Here is a 14,563-nt window from a genome sequence, read left to right on the forward strand (position 1 = left end):
GGCCACCGGGTCGACACCGGGCGCGATCAACGCTACAAAGTGGAGGATGCGCGTACTGAAGTTGGTTGTCACCGTTATCGCCGTCATCGCCTTGGTCGCGGTGGCAGCCGTGGGAAGCGTCTACTTCTGGAACAAGGACATGGATCGCGCGTCCCAGACTCAGCTTGATGAGTTCTATTCCCCGCCGACCCCTCTGATCGGGAGCCCCGGCGACGTCATCAGGACTGAGCGTGCGGAGGCGTTCGACGTCCCCGGCTCAAGGGCATTCCGGATGCTCTACGTCACCGAGAGCGTGACCGGGGGTACTCGGGCCAGCAGCGGCATGTACTGGATCCCCGACAAGCCAGCGAAGGGTGCGCGCAAGGTAATCGCCTGGGCCCATCCAACTGTCGGGCTCGGGACCGACTGCGTTCCGAGCCGGGTTCCGGGGAACCGTAGCTTCAAGGCAACCGTGGGATGGCTGGAGCAGATGGCGGGACTCGGCTGGGTGGTCACCGCCACCGACTACGCGGGGCTCGGGACACCTCCTCCGTACACGTACCTGGTCGGGCGACAAGAGGCTTCCGACGTAGTCAACTCGGTCCGTGCGGTTCGGAATGTCCCCGCGGCCGAGGCCGGCACGAAGTGGGGCGTGTTCGGTCATTCGCAGGGAGGCCATTCGGCACTGTGGACTGGCACGCTCGCGAAGGACATCGCCCCGGAGCTGGACCTGGTCGGGGTGGCGGCAGCAGCACCAGCGTCCCTCCTGCCAGTGATCATCGATCAGCAATGGGACAAGATCGTCGCGTGGGTGATCGGCCCTGAGGCCATGCTCTCCTGGCCTGTGGTTTTTCCCGAATTGCAGCCTTCAGAAATCGTGAACCCAGCCGCTGCGAATGCCACAGAGTCCGAGGCTCTTGACTGCCTGCTGAAGTCCGCTCTCGGCGGAGCGCTCAGACAGGAGCTAATGGGTCAACGCTACTTCTCGGTCAATCCGCTCACGATCCCGTCATGGGCGGCGCGGTTCGACACCGAGTCGGCCAAGCCGCTCCCGGCCTCTATGCCCCTGTTCGTTGGTCAGGGCACCGCCGACAAGGTCGTCATGGCCGACACGAATGCCCTACTTCAACAGCAGTGGTGCGAGGCTGGCAGCGACTTGACCATGGAGTGGCTCGGCGGGGTCAATCATCAGAACGCGGCTAAGGCCTCCGGGCCTGCCGTCGTTGACTGGTTCATCGATGTCTTCGATGGGAATACGCCCAAGAGGAACTGCCAGAAACCGCCGCCTGTCAAGCCCTATGAGCTACAGTCAGCCGAGTCAGGCTAGCGACCGGGGCGGACACGCGCCCCGCGTGCGGAGGAAGGAAGCCCATGCGGACACGAAATCGAGTCATGCCGATAGCCGCGGCTGCGGTACTGGGGAGCTCACTCGCTTTGGCGGGATGCAGCTCCGACAATGCCACGCCAACTAGCAGCCCCACGACCTCGGCGCCCAGCCCCTCGCCCACCACGAGCGGTGCACGCAAGGAAATCGGCGACTGGGAGCTTGTGCTGACACCTGGGTCAGCCGTCCCCGCCGGCTGGCCGGCCAGTATCTCCGCGCCAGCCCAGGGCACCGTCGTCGCAACCGGCACAGGCAGCCCAATCGATACCGCCAGTGACCATCCGATCCTTGCCGTGGAGTACACGGCTCCTGGACAGACCGCGGCGGTCATGGCCGCACAAGTCAAGGATCTGACCAAGAACGGATGGAAGCCAAGTAAGTCCGGCACCTCCGCCTACAAGATGTTCCTCAAGCCCAACCAGTATCCGAAAGGTTTCGACTCGCTCTCAGTAGCCGTGCAGGCTGCCTCCGAGGGAGTGTCCGTCTATCAGTGGACCTGACCCCGCAGGGTGCTCGGGCACCCGGTTCGTCAGCTCCCACTGCGACGCGGCCACTGGATCCCTACTCTCGGGACCGTGGGAACCACGACGCAACGTGACGTAGTCGCCCTGATCCGGGCTGCCCCTGCCCTGCTCGGCCGGACCAAGCTGGTGACGGTGGATGGACCCGCCGGTGCGGGGAAGAGTTCATTCGCGGCTGCGCTCGCGTCCGAGCTGCCCGACAGCGAAGTAATCCACATGGATGACCTGTACGAGGGCTGGGAAGGGCTGGACGACCGCCTTTCGGAGCGCGTGGACGCGTGGATCCTGACCCCCTTGCGATCAGGGCTGCCTGCGCAGCACTTGGTCTACGACTGGGCGCGTGGCGTGTTCGGCTCATGGCGCGTCACCACGCCACCTGGCGTGCTGATCCTCGAAGGCGTGGGGTCACTGCAGGCGCACACCAGTCCAGTCGCCGCTCTGAGGATCTGGTTGGAGGCACCCCGGGAGACGCTCAACAACCGCTTGACGTCCCGGGACGGCGCCATCAGCGGCCATCTGACCCGATGGAAGATCCGGGAAGCCGAGTTCTTCGAGCGTCTCGGATCGCGGGGACTGGCAGATCTGGTGCTGGACACATCCGCCAGCTCCTAACTTGGCCAGCCTGACGGACCAGGGCGCGGCACGACTTCAGAATCGGGCTCGCATCTCTGCCCGGACCGCGTCGACTACCTCCGGCTCACACAGCCGGAGTTCAAGCATCAGCCTGGCCGCTTCAGCGGCGTCGTCGGCGACCAGTAGCTTGACCCCCCGCTGCCGCATCTGCCGGATCCGACCCCGAAGCTCTACGATCCGGGAGTCAGACTTGTCGCCGGTGCGGATGATGAGAACAGCCACGATTCGGTCCGGTGTGCCGCTAGCTATGTCGCAGTAGATCTCGGGGTCCTGCTGGCCAGAGTCCCCGATCAGCAGGACCGGAGTGTCCGGGTAGGCGGACAACAGCCGACCAATGGCCTGGGTCTTATGCTCCTCTCCCGATCGGTACACGTAACGATCGGTCGGACCCCAATCGGAGAGGAAGATCGGCCCCTCAGGGAAGCCCCGGATCTGCAAGAACAGCGTCAGCATCTCGTACAGGGCCCAGCTTCCGCTCGAGACGTAGAAACACGGAACTTCCGCTGGCCGCTTCCCGTCCGCAGAACGCACTCCACGCGCGAGTCCCCGGTACAGCGATGCCATCCCGGGCACTGCCCTCCTTGAGTGATCCTCACGAAGAAGGGTGCGGCGCAGCGCCGTGAGCCCCTCGGTCATCCCCGTCCGCAGAACCGTGTCATCGATGTCGCTCACGACGAGCAGAGGCGCGTCCGGCTCGGCGCTGAGCACGTTGCCCGAACCGCGGAAGACCGGACCATCCGTGGCCGCGGGCACTGTCGCAACGTCGACGCGGTGCCAGCCGGGGTGTAGATCGCCGACGTCCAGGCTCAAGGCGGCGAACCCACGACGGTCAGTTGTGGCTTTGGCCTCGGCAGGCCCGATCCGCGCCCGGACCGTCACGTCCGGGAAACTCAGCGCCACATGCCTGCGCAGATTCGCCGTGAACACGTCCCAGTAGGGCAACGAGCTCGCCGCTTCGGGTAAGCGAGGCTCCTCCACAACGCGGACGTGGACCTTGGCCACGCCTCGCGCCACCCAGCCTCGGTGGACGAGAACCCGGACCTCTCGCAGCGTTCCATCCTCGAGCTTGCGGTCATGCCTGTGCTGAGTCCACCTGGCGTCTAGATCGGAAACCGCTTTGGCTACCCGGGGGCCACTCACGGCATCGGCGAGCAACCGCCCAGCTGACCCCGCGAGACGTCTTGGGAGCGAAGCTGGATCCACGCAGTCAGCATGGCGGAGGCATGACCGAGATGCACAGCTGTCGGGGTTCCGGGCCCCGGTGCCAGCCCCGAGCCGCACAAGTCGGGCATTCCGGCCCGAGGATTCACCCGATCGGGGTATTCAGCTCGGGATTTCGTATGGCGGGCCCGATGACGACGGCGTGTTCGGGTTCCATCCGCTGCGTGCGCTGACCCGAGTCGTCCTGGTCGCGACCGTCGCGTTGGTCGCCACAGCGTTCCTGATCAGCGGCACGGGCCCGGGCCATCCCGGCGCGGCGGAAGTCTCGCAGCGGTTCGTGCGCACGGGGGCAACCCTTTGGAGCTGGGCCTTGACGGTCGAGGAGCTGGCGAGTTCGGCAGCTGAAACCGTCTCGGATCTGACGAGCTGGAACCAGGCAAGCTGACCAAGCCAGCCGTGGCCAGTGGTCAGCGAAGTCGGCTTGAGGTCAGGATGGCCATGACATGCCCGACCACTGCGGGCACAGCCAAGACAGCGAGAGCCGCCAGAGCGAACCGCGTCGGCGCGAGGTTCCCAGCTACGGCGTCGAGCGTCCCCGCTGCCAGGGCGATGATTGTGAGTTCAACCGAGTGGTAGGCGCGCTGGAACGGGAAGTAGCGCGTGAGCTGACGCAGCTTCCTGGGCGCCGCCGCCCTAGGGGCGGCGATCTGGGCGGAGTCATCCAGCCGATCCATGCCACTAGCCGATCGAGCAGCGTGCACCATCTCGTTCAATGACTTGTTGAACAAGACGAGCACCGAAAGCACCAACCCGACCAATGGCCACGGACTGCCGAGAATGGGCTCCCCTGGCCATCCGCTGGCCCGGATTCCCAGGGCGATCGGGATCAGTCCTTCGGCGGTGAAATGTCCCACCTGATCCAGGAACACGCCCGAAGCTGAGAAGCGCTGCTGCCAGCGCGCGACTTCTCCGTCGCAGCAGTCCCAAAGCATCTGAAGCTGGCCAAGACAGGCTGCCATGAGAACTCCAGGCATGCCCGGTATGAGCAGAGCGAAGGCGGTGGCCGCGCCCGTGGCGATCATGATCCCTGTCACGCCGTTGGGGCTGATCGGAGTGCGCAGCAACACGCGGGTCAAGTAGGGCGACCATCGTCGCAGGTAGAGGTCGGCGACCCAGTGCTCCGCTGATCGTCGAGACCGCACTTCGGGCGGCTGACACACCTGGCGGATCTGGTCGATCGTCGGGCGAGTCGGCCTTGATGTTTCAGTCATCGGCGGCCTTGGAGATCAACCACTGCCCGGATGCGATCACGACGCCGACGATACCCAGTACCCCCGCGACCCAAGGCAGCGACGACGCCAGAACAGCGGCGCCTGCCAGTGAAAGCACCGCCAGGAGCAGCACGCGGCCGTCTCCGCCTCCACACGACCACAACAGCCACCGGGGCGCCACGCGGCCAGCCATCGCCCGATACATCAAGTCGTACCGGTGAAAGCAGATCATGAACATCACCCAAAACACGGCGGCCAAGGATCCCGGGGAGATGACTGCGACGAGGATCAACCAGGCCAGGAGTTCCACTCCCCCGGCGACCGATGGCAGTGCCCACCCGAAGCGACCAGACACGAGCGGGAGTAACGCCGCGGACGTCCCTGGCACGGCCTTACCGGCAAGCCACGCCACAGGTCCCGCGTCGACTTGCGCCCTGATGGCCTGAGCACCGTCGGCCGAGGCTGTCCACGTCCAGCTCCGCGCGCAGCGGGCAGCTGTGGAGTAGGCCAGAGCCACAGCGCCCAACACCAGCAGTGCGGCGAACGTCCAGCTCGGCGTCAAGATGGCAGCCGTGATGCTGATGACCAGCCATCTTTCGCCGATCGGGAAGTAGATGAGGTCCTTCAGCCCGCGAAGGCCGCTTCGGTTGTTCATCCGGGCCGACCGCTTCAACAGGGCCGACTGTGTGTCCGTGGCGGCGTTCGTTTCGGTCAGCGGGCGAGCGGCCCGCGCGGTTTCCCGCTGGGCCCGTACCCGTGCGAACGTGTAGTCACTTAGGTGCCGGACGGTTTGCAGCGTCATCGTGGCCGCCGCGGCCAGCCAGATGTCGGTTCCCGCCGCAGCGGCGCCGACCGCGAGACCGGCGTAGACGAGATACTCTTTGATCCGGTCAGTTGAGGCGTCAAGCCAGGCGCCGACAGCGCTGAAGCGGCCGGTCAGTCTGGCGACTTCACCGTCAGAACAGTCGATTACAAGGGCGACCTGCAGCAATAGGGCGCCGACGATCATCGCCGCCCGGTTCCCTGACGCGAAGCATGCCGCCGCTGCCACGCCGGTCGCCAGGGAGGCAAGAGTCAGCGAATTCGGTGACCATCCACGCCGGGCTCCCAGCGCACTGAGAGGCTTGCTGAGCCTACGCAGTACCAGCTTGGAGTAGACGCCGTCATCGGAGCGGTTCGCGCGCGCCAGACGGATCCGAGCGACATCTTGTGCCGACAGGTCCGGCACTGCCCCGCCGGGCTCCGGCAACGGCCAAGGCTCGATGTCCTCGGCGGCCACGGGCACACCTTCGCGGACAACGGCCAACAAGGCCCAGCCGAAGGGGTCATCGCCGGTCACACCCCAACTCTGGGCAAGCGCGGCCGCATCGCGCAGGGCGCGTGCGGCCCTGGCTCGGTCAGAGGCGCCGATCCACATCAGGCCGACGGTCGCAGCATCCGGATCCGCTGCACGATGCCGACTCGTGCCCACATCGACGATCCGGTGATGCAGCACCCGGAGCGACGGCTCCCCCTGGCGTGTCACGAACGCCGTCGTCGCTCTAGGCCGCCCCGAACACAGGTCTTCCATAGCCCCGGCCGGCAGGCGCGAACGATCCGAAACCAGCACGACCGGTCCACCCTGGCCGTCCAGCTCGTCGGCGGCACGGAACAGGGATCCCGAAAGATCCGTCCCGGCAACTGTGATCACGGCTGGCTCTTGCGCCATGCGCCCAAGCGTCGGCCGGAAGCGCCCGGGCTACACCTCGTCATCGCGATCATCCTCGTCGGTGCGACGGCGGCCAACGCGAGCCTCAGATCGCATCGTGCGCATTACTTGGACGGCCGTGTCAGGGTCTACCGGCGCAGCGCCCTTCGCTGTGAGCAAGACGACCCTGGTAGCCAAGGTCCTCAGCAGCTTCGGGTCTCGGCTCACCACGACCAGCGCCATGCCCTTGGACATCAAGTCCTGAAGTTGCGGAACGCACGTGGGCCGGAAGCCCTGTGTCCCCACCTCGGCCATTGAGTCAAGCGCCAACAGATTCACCGGCGCACTCGTAGCCACGCAGAAGGCCAACTGCCGAAGCATGAATGACGAGGTCTCATCGACCGGGCGATGGATGATCCTTCGGACACCGGCACGTTCCGCGATCGAATCGAACCGCTCGTCTATCTCACGATCCGTCATGCCGTGGATGCCCGCCAGAAGACGCAGGGACTGCCCGATGCTCAGAGTCTTCACCTGTCGGAAGCGCGGCACCGGAAGCAGAAGCGACCTCGGCGGAACGACAACGGAGCCTTCGTCCGGATCAACCAGTCCGGACATCAGCCTCATCACGGTCTGACGGCGGTGGGTACTTGAGTCCACGATGAACAAAGCCTCGCCCGGGTTCACCTCCATGGTGACGTTACGCAGGATCCAGTAGGGGCGACGGTCCTTGCCACCGGCCAGCGTCGGGATGCGGGAGAAGCGCCGCCGAGTGCGCTTGACGATCAGCCCCCGTGCGCCAACATCGGCGAGGGCAGCGGTCGGCTTCACTCGACCCGCCGTATCTCATCCACGCGTGACCGCAACAGGACCAGGCCGAATACGAACAAGGCCAGAGTGACGCCGAAACTAGTCGCGTAACCCGTCCAAGACACGAGTACCTCATCGGGCCACAGAGAGGCCCGGTAGAAACCCAGGATGCCGTAGAAAGGATTCACATACAGCAATGATCCGAACCATGATGGGAAGTCTCTGGTCGCCCAAAAGATCGGGCTGAGCCAGAAGAACATGCGCAGGACGACCCCCGAAATCATGGCGACGTCCGGCAGATTCACGGCCAGGGCGGCTCCGATCATCGCGAACGCCATGCAGAGAATGAACTGCAGCGCCATCGCGACCGGGAACAAGATCAGTCCCCAAGTGGGTGGCTTACCTCCCAAGATCACGAACGCGGCGATCACTGGGAACGACAAGAGGAACTCGCTCAAACCCAGTAGAACCCAGCGCATCGGCCAAAACATGACCGGAAGCGGACTGAACAAGAGCAGATCGTCGAACTTCGTGAATGTCTTGGGACCCTTCCTGATGGCGGTCCCAAGCCAGGTGAACGGATACAGACCGGTCACCAAGTAGACGACCATCGGTGCCAATCCGACTCGCACGCCTCCGAATATGTAAGTGAAGACGAACCACATCATCACGGCGAAGAGGAACGGTTCTGCCAGCGTCCAAAGGATTCCGAGCCGGAAGCGATCGTACGAAGACTTGATGTCCTGCCGCGTGAGAAGAGCTAGCGTTCTGCGGTGGGTCACGATGCTACGCACCGTGTGCGACAGGGAATCCCTGCCGCCGCGACGCCTCTTGCGCCCCTCTCCGGCAGCCGGGGGACGTTGACTGGACTCGATAGGTCCAGCTGCTGTCGGCATTGCTAGTGCGCCCTGGCCGACGTCAGTCCATCGCTGCGGGATCTCCGCTCCTGGCGAAGCTCATCGAGCTTGTCCCTGGTCCGCATGATTTCAATGCAGGCGTCAACCCAACGGCGCAGTTGTTGCCCAGGGGCCGTGTCCCCGAAGTAGTGAGCGGCCCACGGTGCCATCCGCTCCTGGTAATCGGTGCCGACGAGCATCTCGTCGAGGATCGCCGGAAGTCGATCGGCGTCGGCGGGCTTCAGCAGGTCCATGCTCTCAAGGAATCCGCCCATCCCTTGTGCCTCCGGTTCCACTGGCTCAGTGATGACCATTGGCTTCAGTGTGGCCAACCAATCGACCGCTACAGCGGAGATGTCGCTAATGCACGCGTCCGCGACCCCGAACTGCCAGTCCAGGTGCGGCGTCATGTCCCAGATGTGTCCAGCGCCCGGGTCAGCTTTGTTGGCGGCCTGAAGCAACTTGCGTGAGCGGGCGATCGCCGCCCTGTACTCGGGCTGGTCCACGCCGCTGCGGGGATGAACCCGGACGATGAGACGGTAGCGATCGCTCGCCGTTAGCGCGCGCAGTATCCGTTCTCCGTGAGTGGCCAGCGAGCCATACCGCATGCTGCGACGATCTCCCTCCCACGTCGGTGCGTAGAAGATGATCTTCCGGTCGTCGCTTCGGACGAAGATTGGAGGCGGCTGGATACAGTCCAGCTGTGGGCGGCCGATCTGCCGCGTTCGCTCTTGCACGTCGTAGTGGAGGAAGGCCTTGCCGAGCCGCCGCGCAGCCGCCTCGCCAGCGATGAACGCGAAGTCGAACGCGTTGTGAACGCCGGAAACCATGTAGCTCTTGTCGCTCTCCCCGTGACAGATCGACACGTGCACAGCGTCAGCGAACCGAAGCATGCTCATGTTCCGGTTGTTGTTGTTCACGTATAGGAACATCTTCACGTTGTTGTCGGCGACGAATAGCTCAACGTCCTCGATCGCGGGGAGATACTCGACATCGACTGGACACTCGCTCCCGATCGCGGCGGCGGCCGTCACCTGGCGGGTCAGAACGACGGTCCTGACGTGGCGGTCCAGTTCCCGCAGCGGGCCGTACCACTGACGGACCTGATACAGATTGGTCACGTTGTCGGGGAAGTACAAGATGACTTCGTAAGGCCCGGGCTTCCTCGGCGTGGCGGGAATAGCCGCCCACTCTCTTTCCGCCGCGATTCTGTCGCGTTCCGCGCGAGCCGCACCACGGATTCTGGACAAGCTCCTTCGCACATTCACAGCCAGAGTGTAATCGTGCGGCACGCCGAGCCCAAAGACACGCCGCGCCTACGATCCGTCGCTGTGCAGGGTCGCACGGGCCCGTCGCTTGGCCCGCGCGAACAATCCCAAGTCGGGAGCAGTGGACGTCGCGACACTCTTCTTGCGCGACTTCGCCGGGAATCCCACGGCCAGGAGCCCCTTGACAGCGATAGTCGCAGCTTCGATCGGAACATCGGTGGGTGTCGTCGCCTCAGCCGAGGCAGTGTCGTCGGCGATCTGAGCGCCGCCGTCACGCAATGTGGCCGTGCTCCCGACAACGTGTACGTCCATCGCGTCGATCTTGTCCGCGAACTCCTCATCGCGCTCGTGAGCCTTCTTGCGCGCCCATTCCGGTGTCGCGATGCCCGGCTCTTGAGCGCCGGGGACCCGGTCCTCAACCATTGACCGCGTCAGCCCTTGCCTGATCTGCCGGTAGTAGGTGGGCCAATCAAGGTCATCGACGACGGACTCGTTCAGCTGGCGGATGAACTCAGCCTCAGGAGCCGTCATCGATCTATTCCCCGAAGCGGTCCCGTCGGCGGCCAGGAAGTCGTCGGGCAGGTCGAGGAGTTGAGCGAAGGCCCTTGGTACGGCGAGGCGGTCCCCCTCCCGGACGATAATCACGTGAACTCCCTGCGGCCCAACGACCTGCGCCCAACGTGAAACCTGGTCAGCATGATCATGCCGCTTCCAGAACCGGGCCACCGCTCGGCGCCTCGGCTCGGCGAACACCAGCTCCAGCCAGTCCTCAAAGCGACTACGGGCTCCCGACTTGACCGTCTGTTGCCAAACGGAAGGCAGAATCGATGCCAGAGACCTCAGCGAGATAACGACTTCGACCCGACCGGGTCCGCCTAACTCGTCGACCAATTCGCGAGCCACCTCAGCGTCTATGTCATCAAGAAGCTCGCTGCTGATGATTGTCCGGCCTTCGGGGAAAGACGTGGCCTCCTTCTTGAGCTTGTCCCAGTAGACGCGCTCGTAGGTGAAAGCCCCCTTCTTCCTCCAGCCAAACGGCCGCTCCAGGAACGCGAGCATGCTTCGGTGGTGATACTTCCCGTTGCCCGGATACAGCACTCCACGGTCACGCAGGTCTGACCGTTTGTGCGCCAGGGTCGTCTGCAGAGCAGTTGTGCCCGTCTTGTGCACCCCAACATGCAGAAGCACGCATCCTGCGGGGACGGGCTCCAGCCGCGCACTGTCCTCACGGAAGGATTCTGAAGTCACCGGCCCAGCGTAGTCATGCCGCCCTGAGACATCATCTGACACGTCGCCTAGATCAGCCGGGGAGTCAGCAAGTGGGTACTCTCCACGCGTGAGCGTTTCCGGATCCGAGTCGGACGCGCCCGCGCCCGTGTTGAAACCGGGCGACGGGTCCGTCCTTTTGCACATCGGAGTGCCCAAGACGGGGACCACGGCGCTGCAAGCAGCCCTGGCCGCATCGAGACCGGAGCTTGAGTCCCTCGGTGTCCTGTACCCAGGTGCCAAGCAGTCCCACCACGCCGCAGTGCGCGCGGCCCTGCGGGAACCATGGGGCTGGGGGGCGCAACCGGAGCAGGTCGATCCCGCACCGTGGCATGAACTCGTTTCCGAGGTAGCGAACTCGCCCGATCGCGTTGTCATCAGCAGCGAATTCCTGACCGTGGCCAGCGGCGAAAAGGCCGAGTCCGTGATCCGTGGAATGGGCGACCGCCGCACAGTCGTGGTCATCACGCTGCGCCCACTGGCCGCACTCACGCCGAGCAGCTACCAGCAGTTCCTCAAGTACGGCCACCGGCTCACCTACGAGGAGTGGCTCCACACGGTTCTGCCCTATGAGGGCGATCCACAAGAACAGCCGTACTGGATGCGGGGCGACTACGCGGCACTCGTAGACAGATGGACACGGCTCGTCGGCCCGGAGAACCTAGTCGTCATCGTGCTCGATCCAGCCGACCGCGAGAGTCTCTTCCGTGATGTGGCTCGGTTGCTGTCCATCCCGGCTTCAACGCTGCTCGCCAACCGCCAGGTCATAGCGAACCGCTCCATGACCGCTGCGGAGTCGGCTCTACTGCTGAAGCTGAACCTGGCCTTCCGGGGCCCGAGGGACTGGGCCTGGTACGAACGCTATGTCCGCCGCGGACTTGTCCGCGCACTAGTCGAGCAACGCGATCCGGCGCCGGACGAACCGATGCTGGTAACCCCGGTGTGGGCACAGGAGGAACTCCTCCGGGTGGCGCTGGACTCAATCGTGCGGATCCGCGAGTCGGGAGTCTGCGTGCTCGGCGATCTGAACTCCCTCGCGACGCCCGTGGACCGCGACGTGGTCGCGTTGGATCACGCGAGCCCGACCCTGCCGCTGGAAGCCTGCGAGATCGCTGTTCGCGGCATGGCGGAGCGGATCCCCGCTGTGCGCGGTCGGTCTGGGAGTACGAAGAAGCCGACGTTCCGCACCCGAGCCTCCCACCGGCTGCGCAGAGCTAAGAAACAGTGGAAGGCTCGCGCGGCGCAACGCGGGTCCGGCCCATCCGTCTGAGGTAGCGTCAACTACGCGGAGGTGATCGAGTGGCGGGGCAGGCAGTGATCCTGGCGGCCGGAATGGGCACCCGGCTCGGGCGACCATTCCCCAAGCCGTTGACGCCGCTGGAAGACGGCCGGTCGATCATGCAGCAACAGATCGAGAACCTCGGCTCGGCGCTGCCCGACCACCAGATCGTGATCGTCGTCGGCTTCAAGTGCGAACTGATCATGGAGCGCTTCCCTGACGTGCTCTACGTCTACAACGAGATGTTCGACCAGACCAACACGTCGAAGAGCCTGCTCAAGGCACTGCGGGTCTCAGGTTCGGCAGGCGTGCTGTGGATGAATGGCGATGTTGTCTTCGATCCGCGCATCCTGACGCGGATCGATCCGCTGATGCGGGATGACCGAAGCTTCGTGTGCGTCAACACCGCAACCGTCGGCGAGGAGGAAGTCAAGTACTCGGTGGATGAAGCCGGATTCGTCCTTGAGCTGTCCAAGACTGTGGCCAGCCCCCTGGGGGAGGCCGTCGGCATCAACTTCGTGGCCGCGCATGACAAGGACCTGCTCATTACCCACCTGGCGGACGTCGAGGATCAGGACTACTTCGAGCGGGGAATCGAAGTAGCCATCGAGAAAGAGGACCTGCGCGTCCTTCCTGTGGACATCACGGACCTGTTCGCGGTGGAGGTCGACTTCGAGGCCGATCTCGAACGAGCCAACCGATCGATCCGTTGAGTGCCGGGCCCGCGCAGGTGCCGGTCCTGACGAGATTGGCCCGGCGCGTTGGACTGATACCCAAACCAGAGCCAGCGCCTCCGCCTCCACCGCCCCCGGAGCGCCGCGCCCGGGCACTCCCCCATGAGCTTTCCCTGGAACACCGCGAGCGCGTCATCTCGCTTCTGAGCGAATGGGGGGTAGCGACGTTCCCGGTCGCGGGGTTCCAGCCCACACGCGTGCGAGTAGGAGTAATCGCCTCCTCCGAGCTGTGGCGCCTGTTCGCCGAAACTGAGCTGGGCGACGGGACATGGTGGATCCGTCAGGACCGGAGAGCCTGCCGCATAGGTGGGCCCGCGTGGTTCGACCGCCTTGAGCCGCAGCGGGTCATGCAGGTGTACCGGATGGTCGAGCACGTCTCGGGCGGCAGGCCTATCGCCGAGGCCGGGGCAGTCGAGGTGAACCTGTGGAGGCCCGACCCGATGGGGGGCATCTCGACGGATTCGAGCAACCCCGTAACCATGTGGCTCCCCGAGGGGGTGGCAGTTGGCTGTCTTGACGCGCCAGTGCCAAGATCTGATCAGACTGCCGATCCGGTGGATGTCGTGATCACGTGGGTCACGGATGCTGACGAGACGTGGCGGGCTGACTTCCAGCGGATCGCCGAGGAGTCGACGGGCGACCCGGGACTTCTGCCGTTCGCGCTGACCCCAGGGCGCTTCCGCGACTCCGGCGAGCTGCGCTACGCCTTGCGGGGCATCGAAGCGAACCTCCCCTGGGTGCGGATGATCCATGTCGTTTCCGGGAACCGCCGTCCTGAGTGGCTGGCCGACCATCCGAAGATCAGGTTCGTCCATCACAGCGAGATCCTGCCGACGGCAGCGCTCCCCACGTTCAACAGCCACGCCATCGAGGCGGCACTGCATCGCATCCCGGGCCTCGCCGAGCAGTTCGTGTACTTCAATGACGACGTGTTCGCGTGCAACCCACTGGGCACGGACCGGTTCTTCGGGCCCACTGGTCATCCGGTGATCTACCTGTCACGCAAGCCGATCGGCCTCCCCGGGCACCCGCTGGACACAGCCCCGGCCATGGCTGCCGACAACGCACGGAGGATTCTGCGGTCCTGGTACGGGCGCGAGATCGACCGGACTCTGCTGCACGTGGCTCACGCCATGCGCCGCTCCTACCTGGATGACTTGTGGCGCCGCGCCCCGGAGGAACTCGGTCGAACAGAGCACGCGCGAGTTCGGCGGAACACCGACATACCCCCGATCCTGCTGCACCACTGGGACTCTCTGCTGCGAGGGGCCGCTGCCCCATCGAAGGCGACGTGCCGGGTAATCGACGTAGGGGACCCATCGTCGGCTCGGGCTTTGGCTGACCTGAGGTCCGCGAAATACATGACAGATTTCGTGACCCTGAACCAGCGCGACGACGCCCGTGCTGAGGATGTCGCACAGTTGGTGAGCGCCATGGAGTGGATCCACCCTTTCCCGAGCTCGTTCGAGGCTGATTCGGGCGCGTGAACTCACGGGCCGGGGGCCGAGCCCGGTTCCTCCGAGGTCCGTGCCTGCGTGGCTAGGGCGGGGGTCTTCGCCATCGGTGTCGCGGTGTCGGGGTGACGGTCCACCACGGCTGGGATGGATCGCCTGCGGAGGGTTCCCCGACCCCGGGTTGGCCCGCCCCGGGTTGGTCTGGCTCGGTGTCGCGGGT

The 14,563-nt window shown here is 64.9% G+C and carries 14 protein-coding genes; 7 read left to right on the plus strand and 7 right to left on the minus strand.

What is annotated here, in order from left to right; genetic code table 11:
- Nucleotides 1-46 precede the first annotated feature (46 nt).
- The 3 genes from Q8P38_05075 to Q8P38_05085 all read left to right on the plus strand — a co-directional run bounded on the left by Q8P38_05075 (nt 47) and on the right by Q8P38_05085 (nt 2,496).
- Nucleotides 47-1,306 (plus strand): lipase family protein, encoded by a 1,260-nt coding sequence (locus tag Q8P38_05075; protein ID MDP4013971.1) that lies wholly within the window; start codon nt 47-49, stop codon nt 1,304-1,306.
- Between the two features lie 44 nt (nt 1,307-1,350).
- A complete protein-coding gene (locus Q8P38_05080; GenBank protein MDP4013972.1) occupies nt 1,351-1,863 on the plus strand; it encodes a hypothetical protein in 513 nt (170 codons plus the stop codon).
- Between the two features lie 75 nt (nt 1,864-1,938).
- Complete coding sequence (locus Q8P38_05085; GenBank protein MDP4013973.1) at nt 1,939-2,496, plus strand: AAA family ATPase; 558 nt, start codon at nt 1,939-1,941, stop codon at nt 2,494-2,496.
- 36 nt (nt 2,497-2,532) lie between these two features.
- Here the strand turns inward: Q8P38_05085 and Q8P38_05090 are convergent, their stop codons facing one another.
- Nucleotides 2,533-3,720: a DUF2183 domain-containing protein gene (locus Q8P38_05090; protein MDP4013974.1), complete on the minus strand. Its 1,188-nt coding sequence runs from the start codon at nt 3,718-3,720 to the stop codon at nt 2,533-2,535.
- A 58-nt stretch (nt 3,721-3,778) separates the two neighbouring features.
- Here Q8P38_05090 and Q8P38_05095 point away from each other — a divergent pair, with 58 nt between their 5' ends.
- Complete coding sequence (locus Q8P38_05095; GenBank protein MDP4013975.1) at nt 3,779-4,123, plus strand: hypothetical protein; 345 nt, start codon at nt 3,779-3,781, stop codon at nt 4,121-4,123.
- Between the two features lie 22 nt (nt 4,124-4,145).
- On the opposite strand, the gene Q8P38_05100 is transcribed toward Q8P38_05095, so the two are convergent.
- The 6 genes from Q8P38_05100 to Q8P38_05125 all read right to left on the minus strand — a co-directional run bounded on the left by Q8P38_05100 (nt 4,146) and on the right by Q8P38_05125 (nt 10,858).
- Complete coding sequence (locus Q8P38_05100; GenBank protein ID MDP4013976.1) at nt 4,146-4,949, minus strand: CDP-alcohol phosphatidyltransferase family protein; 804 nt, start codon at nt 4,947-4,949, stop codon at nt 4,146-4,148.
- Nucleotides 4,942-6,657, minus strand: a complete 1,716-nt coding sequence (locus tag Q8P38_05105; protein ID MDP4013977.1) for a DUF5941 domain-containing protein — start codon at nt 6,655-6,657, stop codon at nt 4,942-4,944. The genes Q8P38_05100 and Q8P38_05105 overlap by 8 nt, the downstream gene beginning before the upstream one ends.
- Nucleotides 6,658-6,687: 30 nt before the next feature.
- Nucleotides 6,688-7,467: a hypothetical protein gene (locus Q8P38_05110; GenBank protein MDP4013978.1), complete on the minus strand. Its 780-nt coding sequence runs from the start codon at nt 7,465-7,467 to the stop codon at nt 6,688-6,690.
- The gene (locus Q8P38_05115; GenBank protein ID MDP4013979.1) at nt 7,464-8,228 is read right to left on the minus strand and encodes an ABC transporter permease; all 765 of its coding nucleotides are present in this window, start codon (nt 8,226-8,228) and stop codon (nt 7,464-7,466) included. The genes Q8P38_05110 and Q8P38_05115 overlap by 4 nt, the downstream gene beginning before the upstream one ends.
- A gap of 116 nt (nt 8,229-8,344) precedes the next feature.
- On the minus strand, nt 8,345-9,610 hold the full coding sequence (locus Q8P38_05120) for a CDP-glycerol glycerophosphotransferase family protein (protein ID MDP4013980.1): 1,266 nt from the start codon (nt 9,608-9,610) through the stop codon (nt 8,345-8,347).
- A gap of 48 nt (nt 9,611-9,658) precedes the next feature.
- Nucleotides 9,659-10,858, minus strand: coding sequence for a hypothetical protein (locus tag Q8P38_05125; GenBank protein ID MDP4013981.1), 1,200 nt, complete (start codon nt 10,856-10,858; stop codon nt 9,659-9,661).
- 88 nt (nt 10,859-10,946) lie between these two features.
- Here Q8P38_05125 and Q8P38_05130 point away from each other — a divergent pair, with 88 nt between their 5' ends.
- Genes Q8P38_05130 through Q8P38_05140 form a run of 3 tightly spaced genes read left to right on the plus strand, consistent with a single transcriptional unit; the run spans nt 10,947 to nt 14,376 of the window.
- Entirely contained in the window at nt 10,947-12,146 is a 1,200-nt protein-coding gene (locus Q8P38_05130) for a hypothetical protein (protein ID MDP4013982.1), read from the plus strand.
- Nucleotides 12,147-12,175: 29 nt separating this feature from the next.
- Nucleotides 12,176-12,868 (plus strand): phosphocholine cytidylyltransferase family protein, encoded by a 693-nt coding sequence (locus tag Q8P38_05135; protein ID MDP4013983.1) that lies wholly within the window; start codon nt 12,176-12,178, stop codon nt 12,866-12,868.
- Between the two features lie 17 nt (nt 12,869-12,885).
- A complete protein-coding gene (locus Q8P38_05140) occupies nt 12,886-14,376 on the plus strand; it encodes a stealth conserved region 3 domain-containing protein (protein MDP4013984.1) in 1,491 nt (496 codons plus the stop codon).
- Nucleotides 14,377-14,563: the final 187 nt, after the last annotated feature.

It is taken from the genome of Candidatus Nanopelagicales bacterium (assembly GCA_030700225.1).
Lineage (GTDB): Bacteria > Actinomycetota > Actinomycetes > S36-B12.

What these genes read in the sequence shown, in the direction of transcription:
- Q8P38_05105 (MDP4013977.1), bottom strand. Translation starts at nt 6,657, where the DNA reads ATGGCGCAAGAGCCAGCCGTGATCACAGTTGCCGGGACGGATCTTTCG.
- Q8P38_05075 (MDP4013971.1), top strand. Translation starts at nt 47, where the DNA reads ATGCGCGTACTGAAGTTGGTTGTCACCGTTATCGCCGTCATCGCCTTG.
- Q8P38_05080 (MDP4013972.1), top strand. Translation starts at nt 1,351, where the DNA reads ATGCGGACACGAAATCGAGTCATGCCGATAGCCGCGGCTGCGGTACTG.
- Q8P38_05100 (MDP4013976.1), bottom strand. Translation starts at nt 4,949, where the DNA reads ATGACTGAAACATCAAGGCCGACTCGCCCGACGATCGACCAGATCCGC.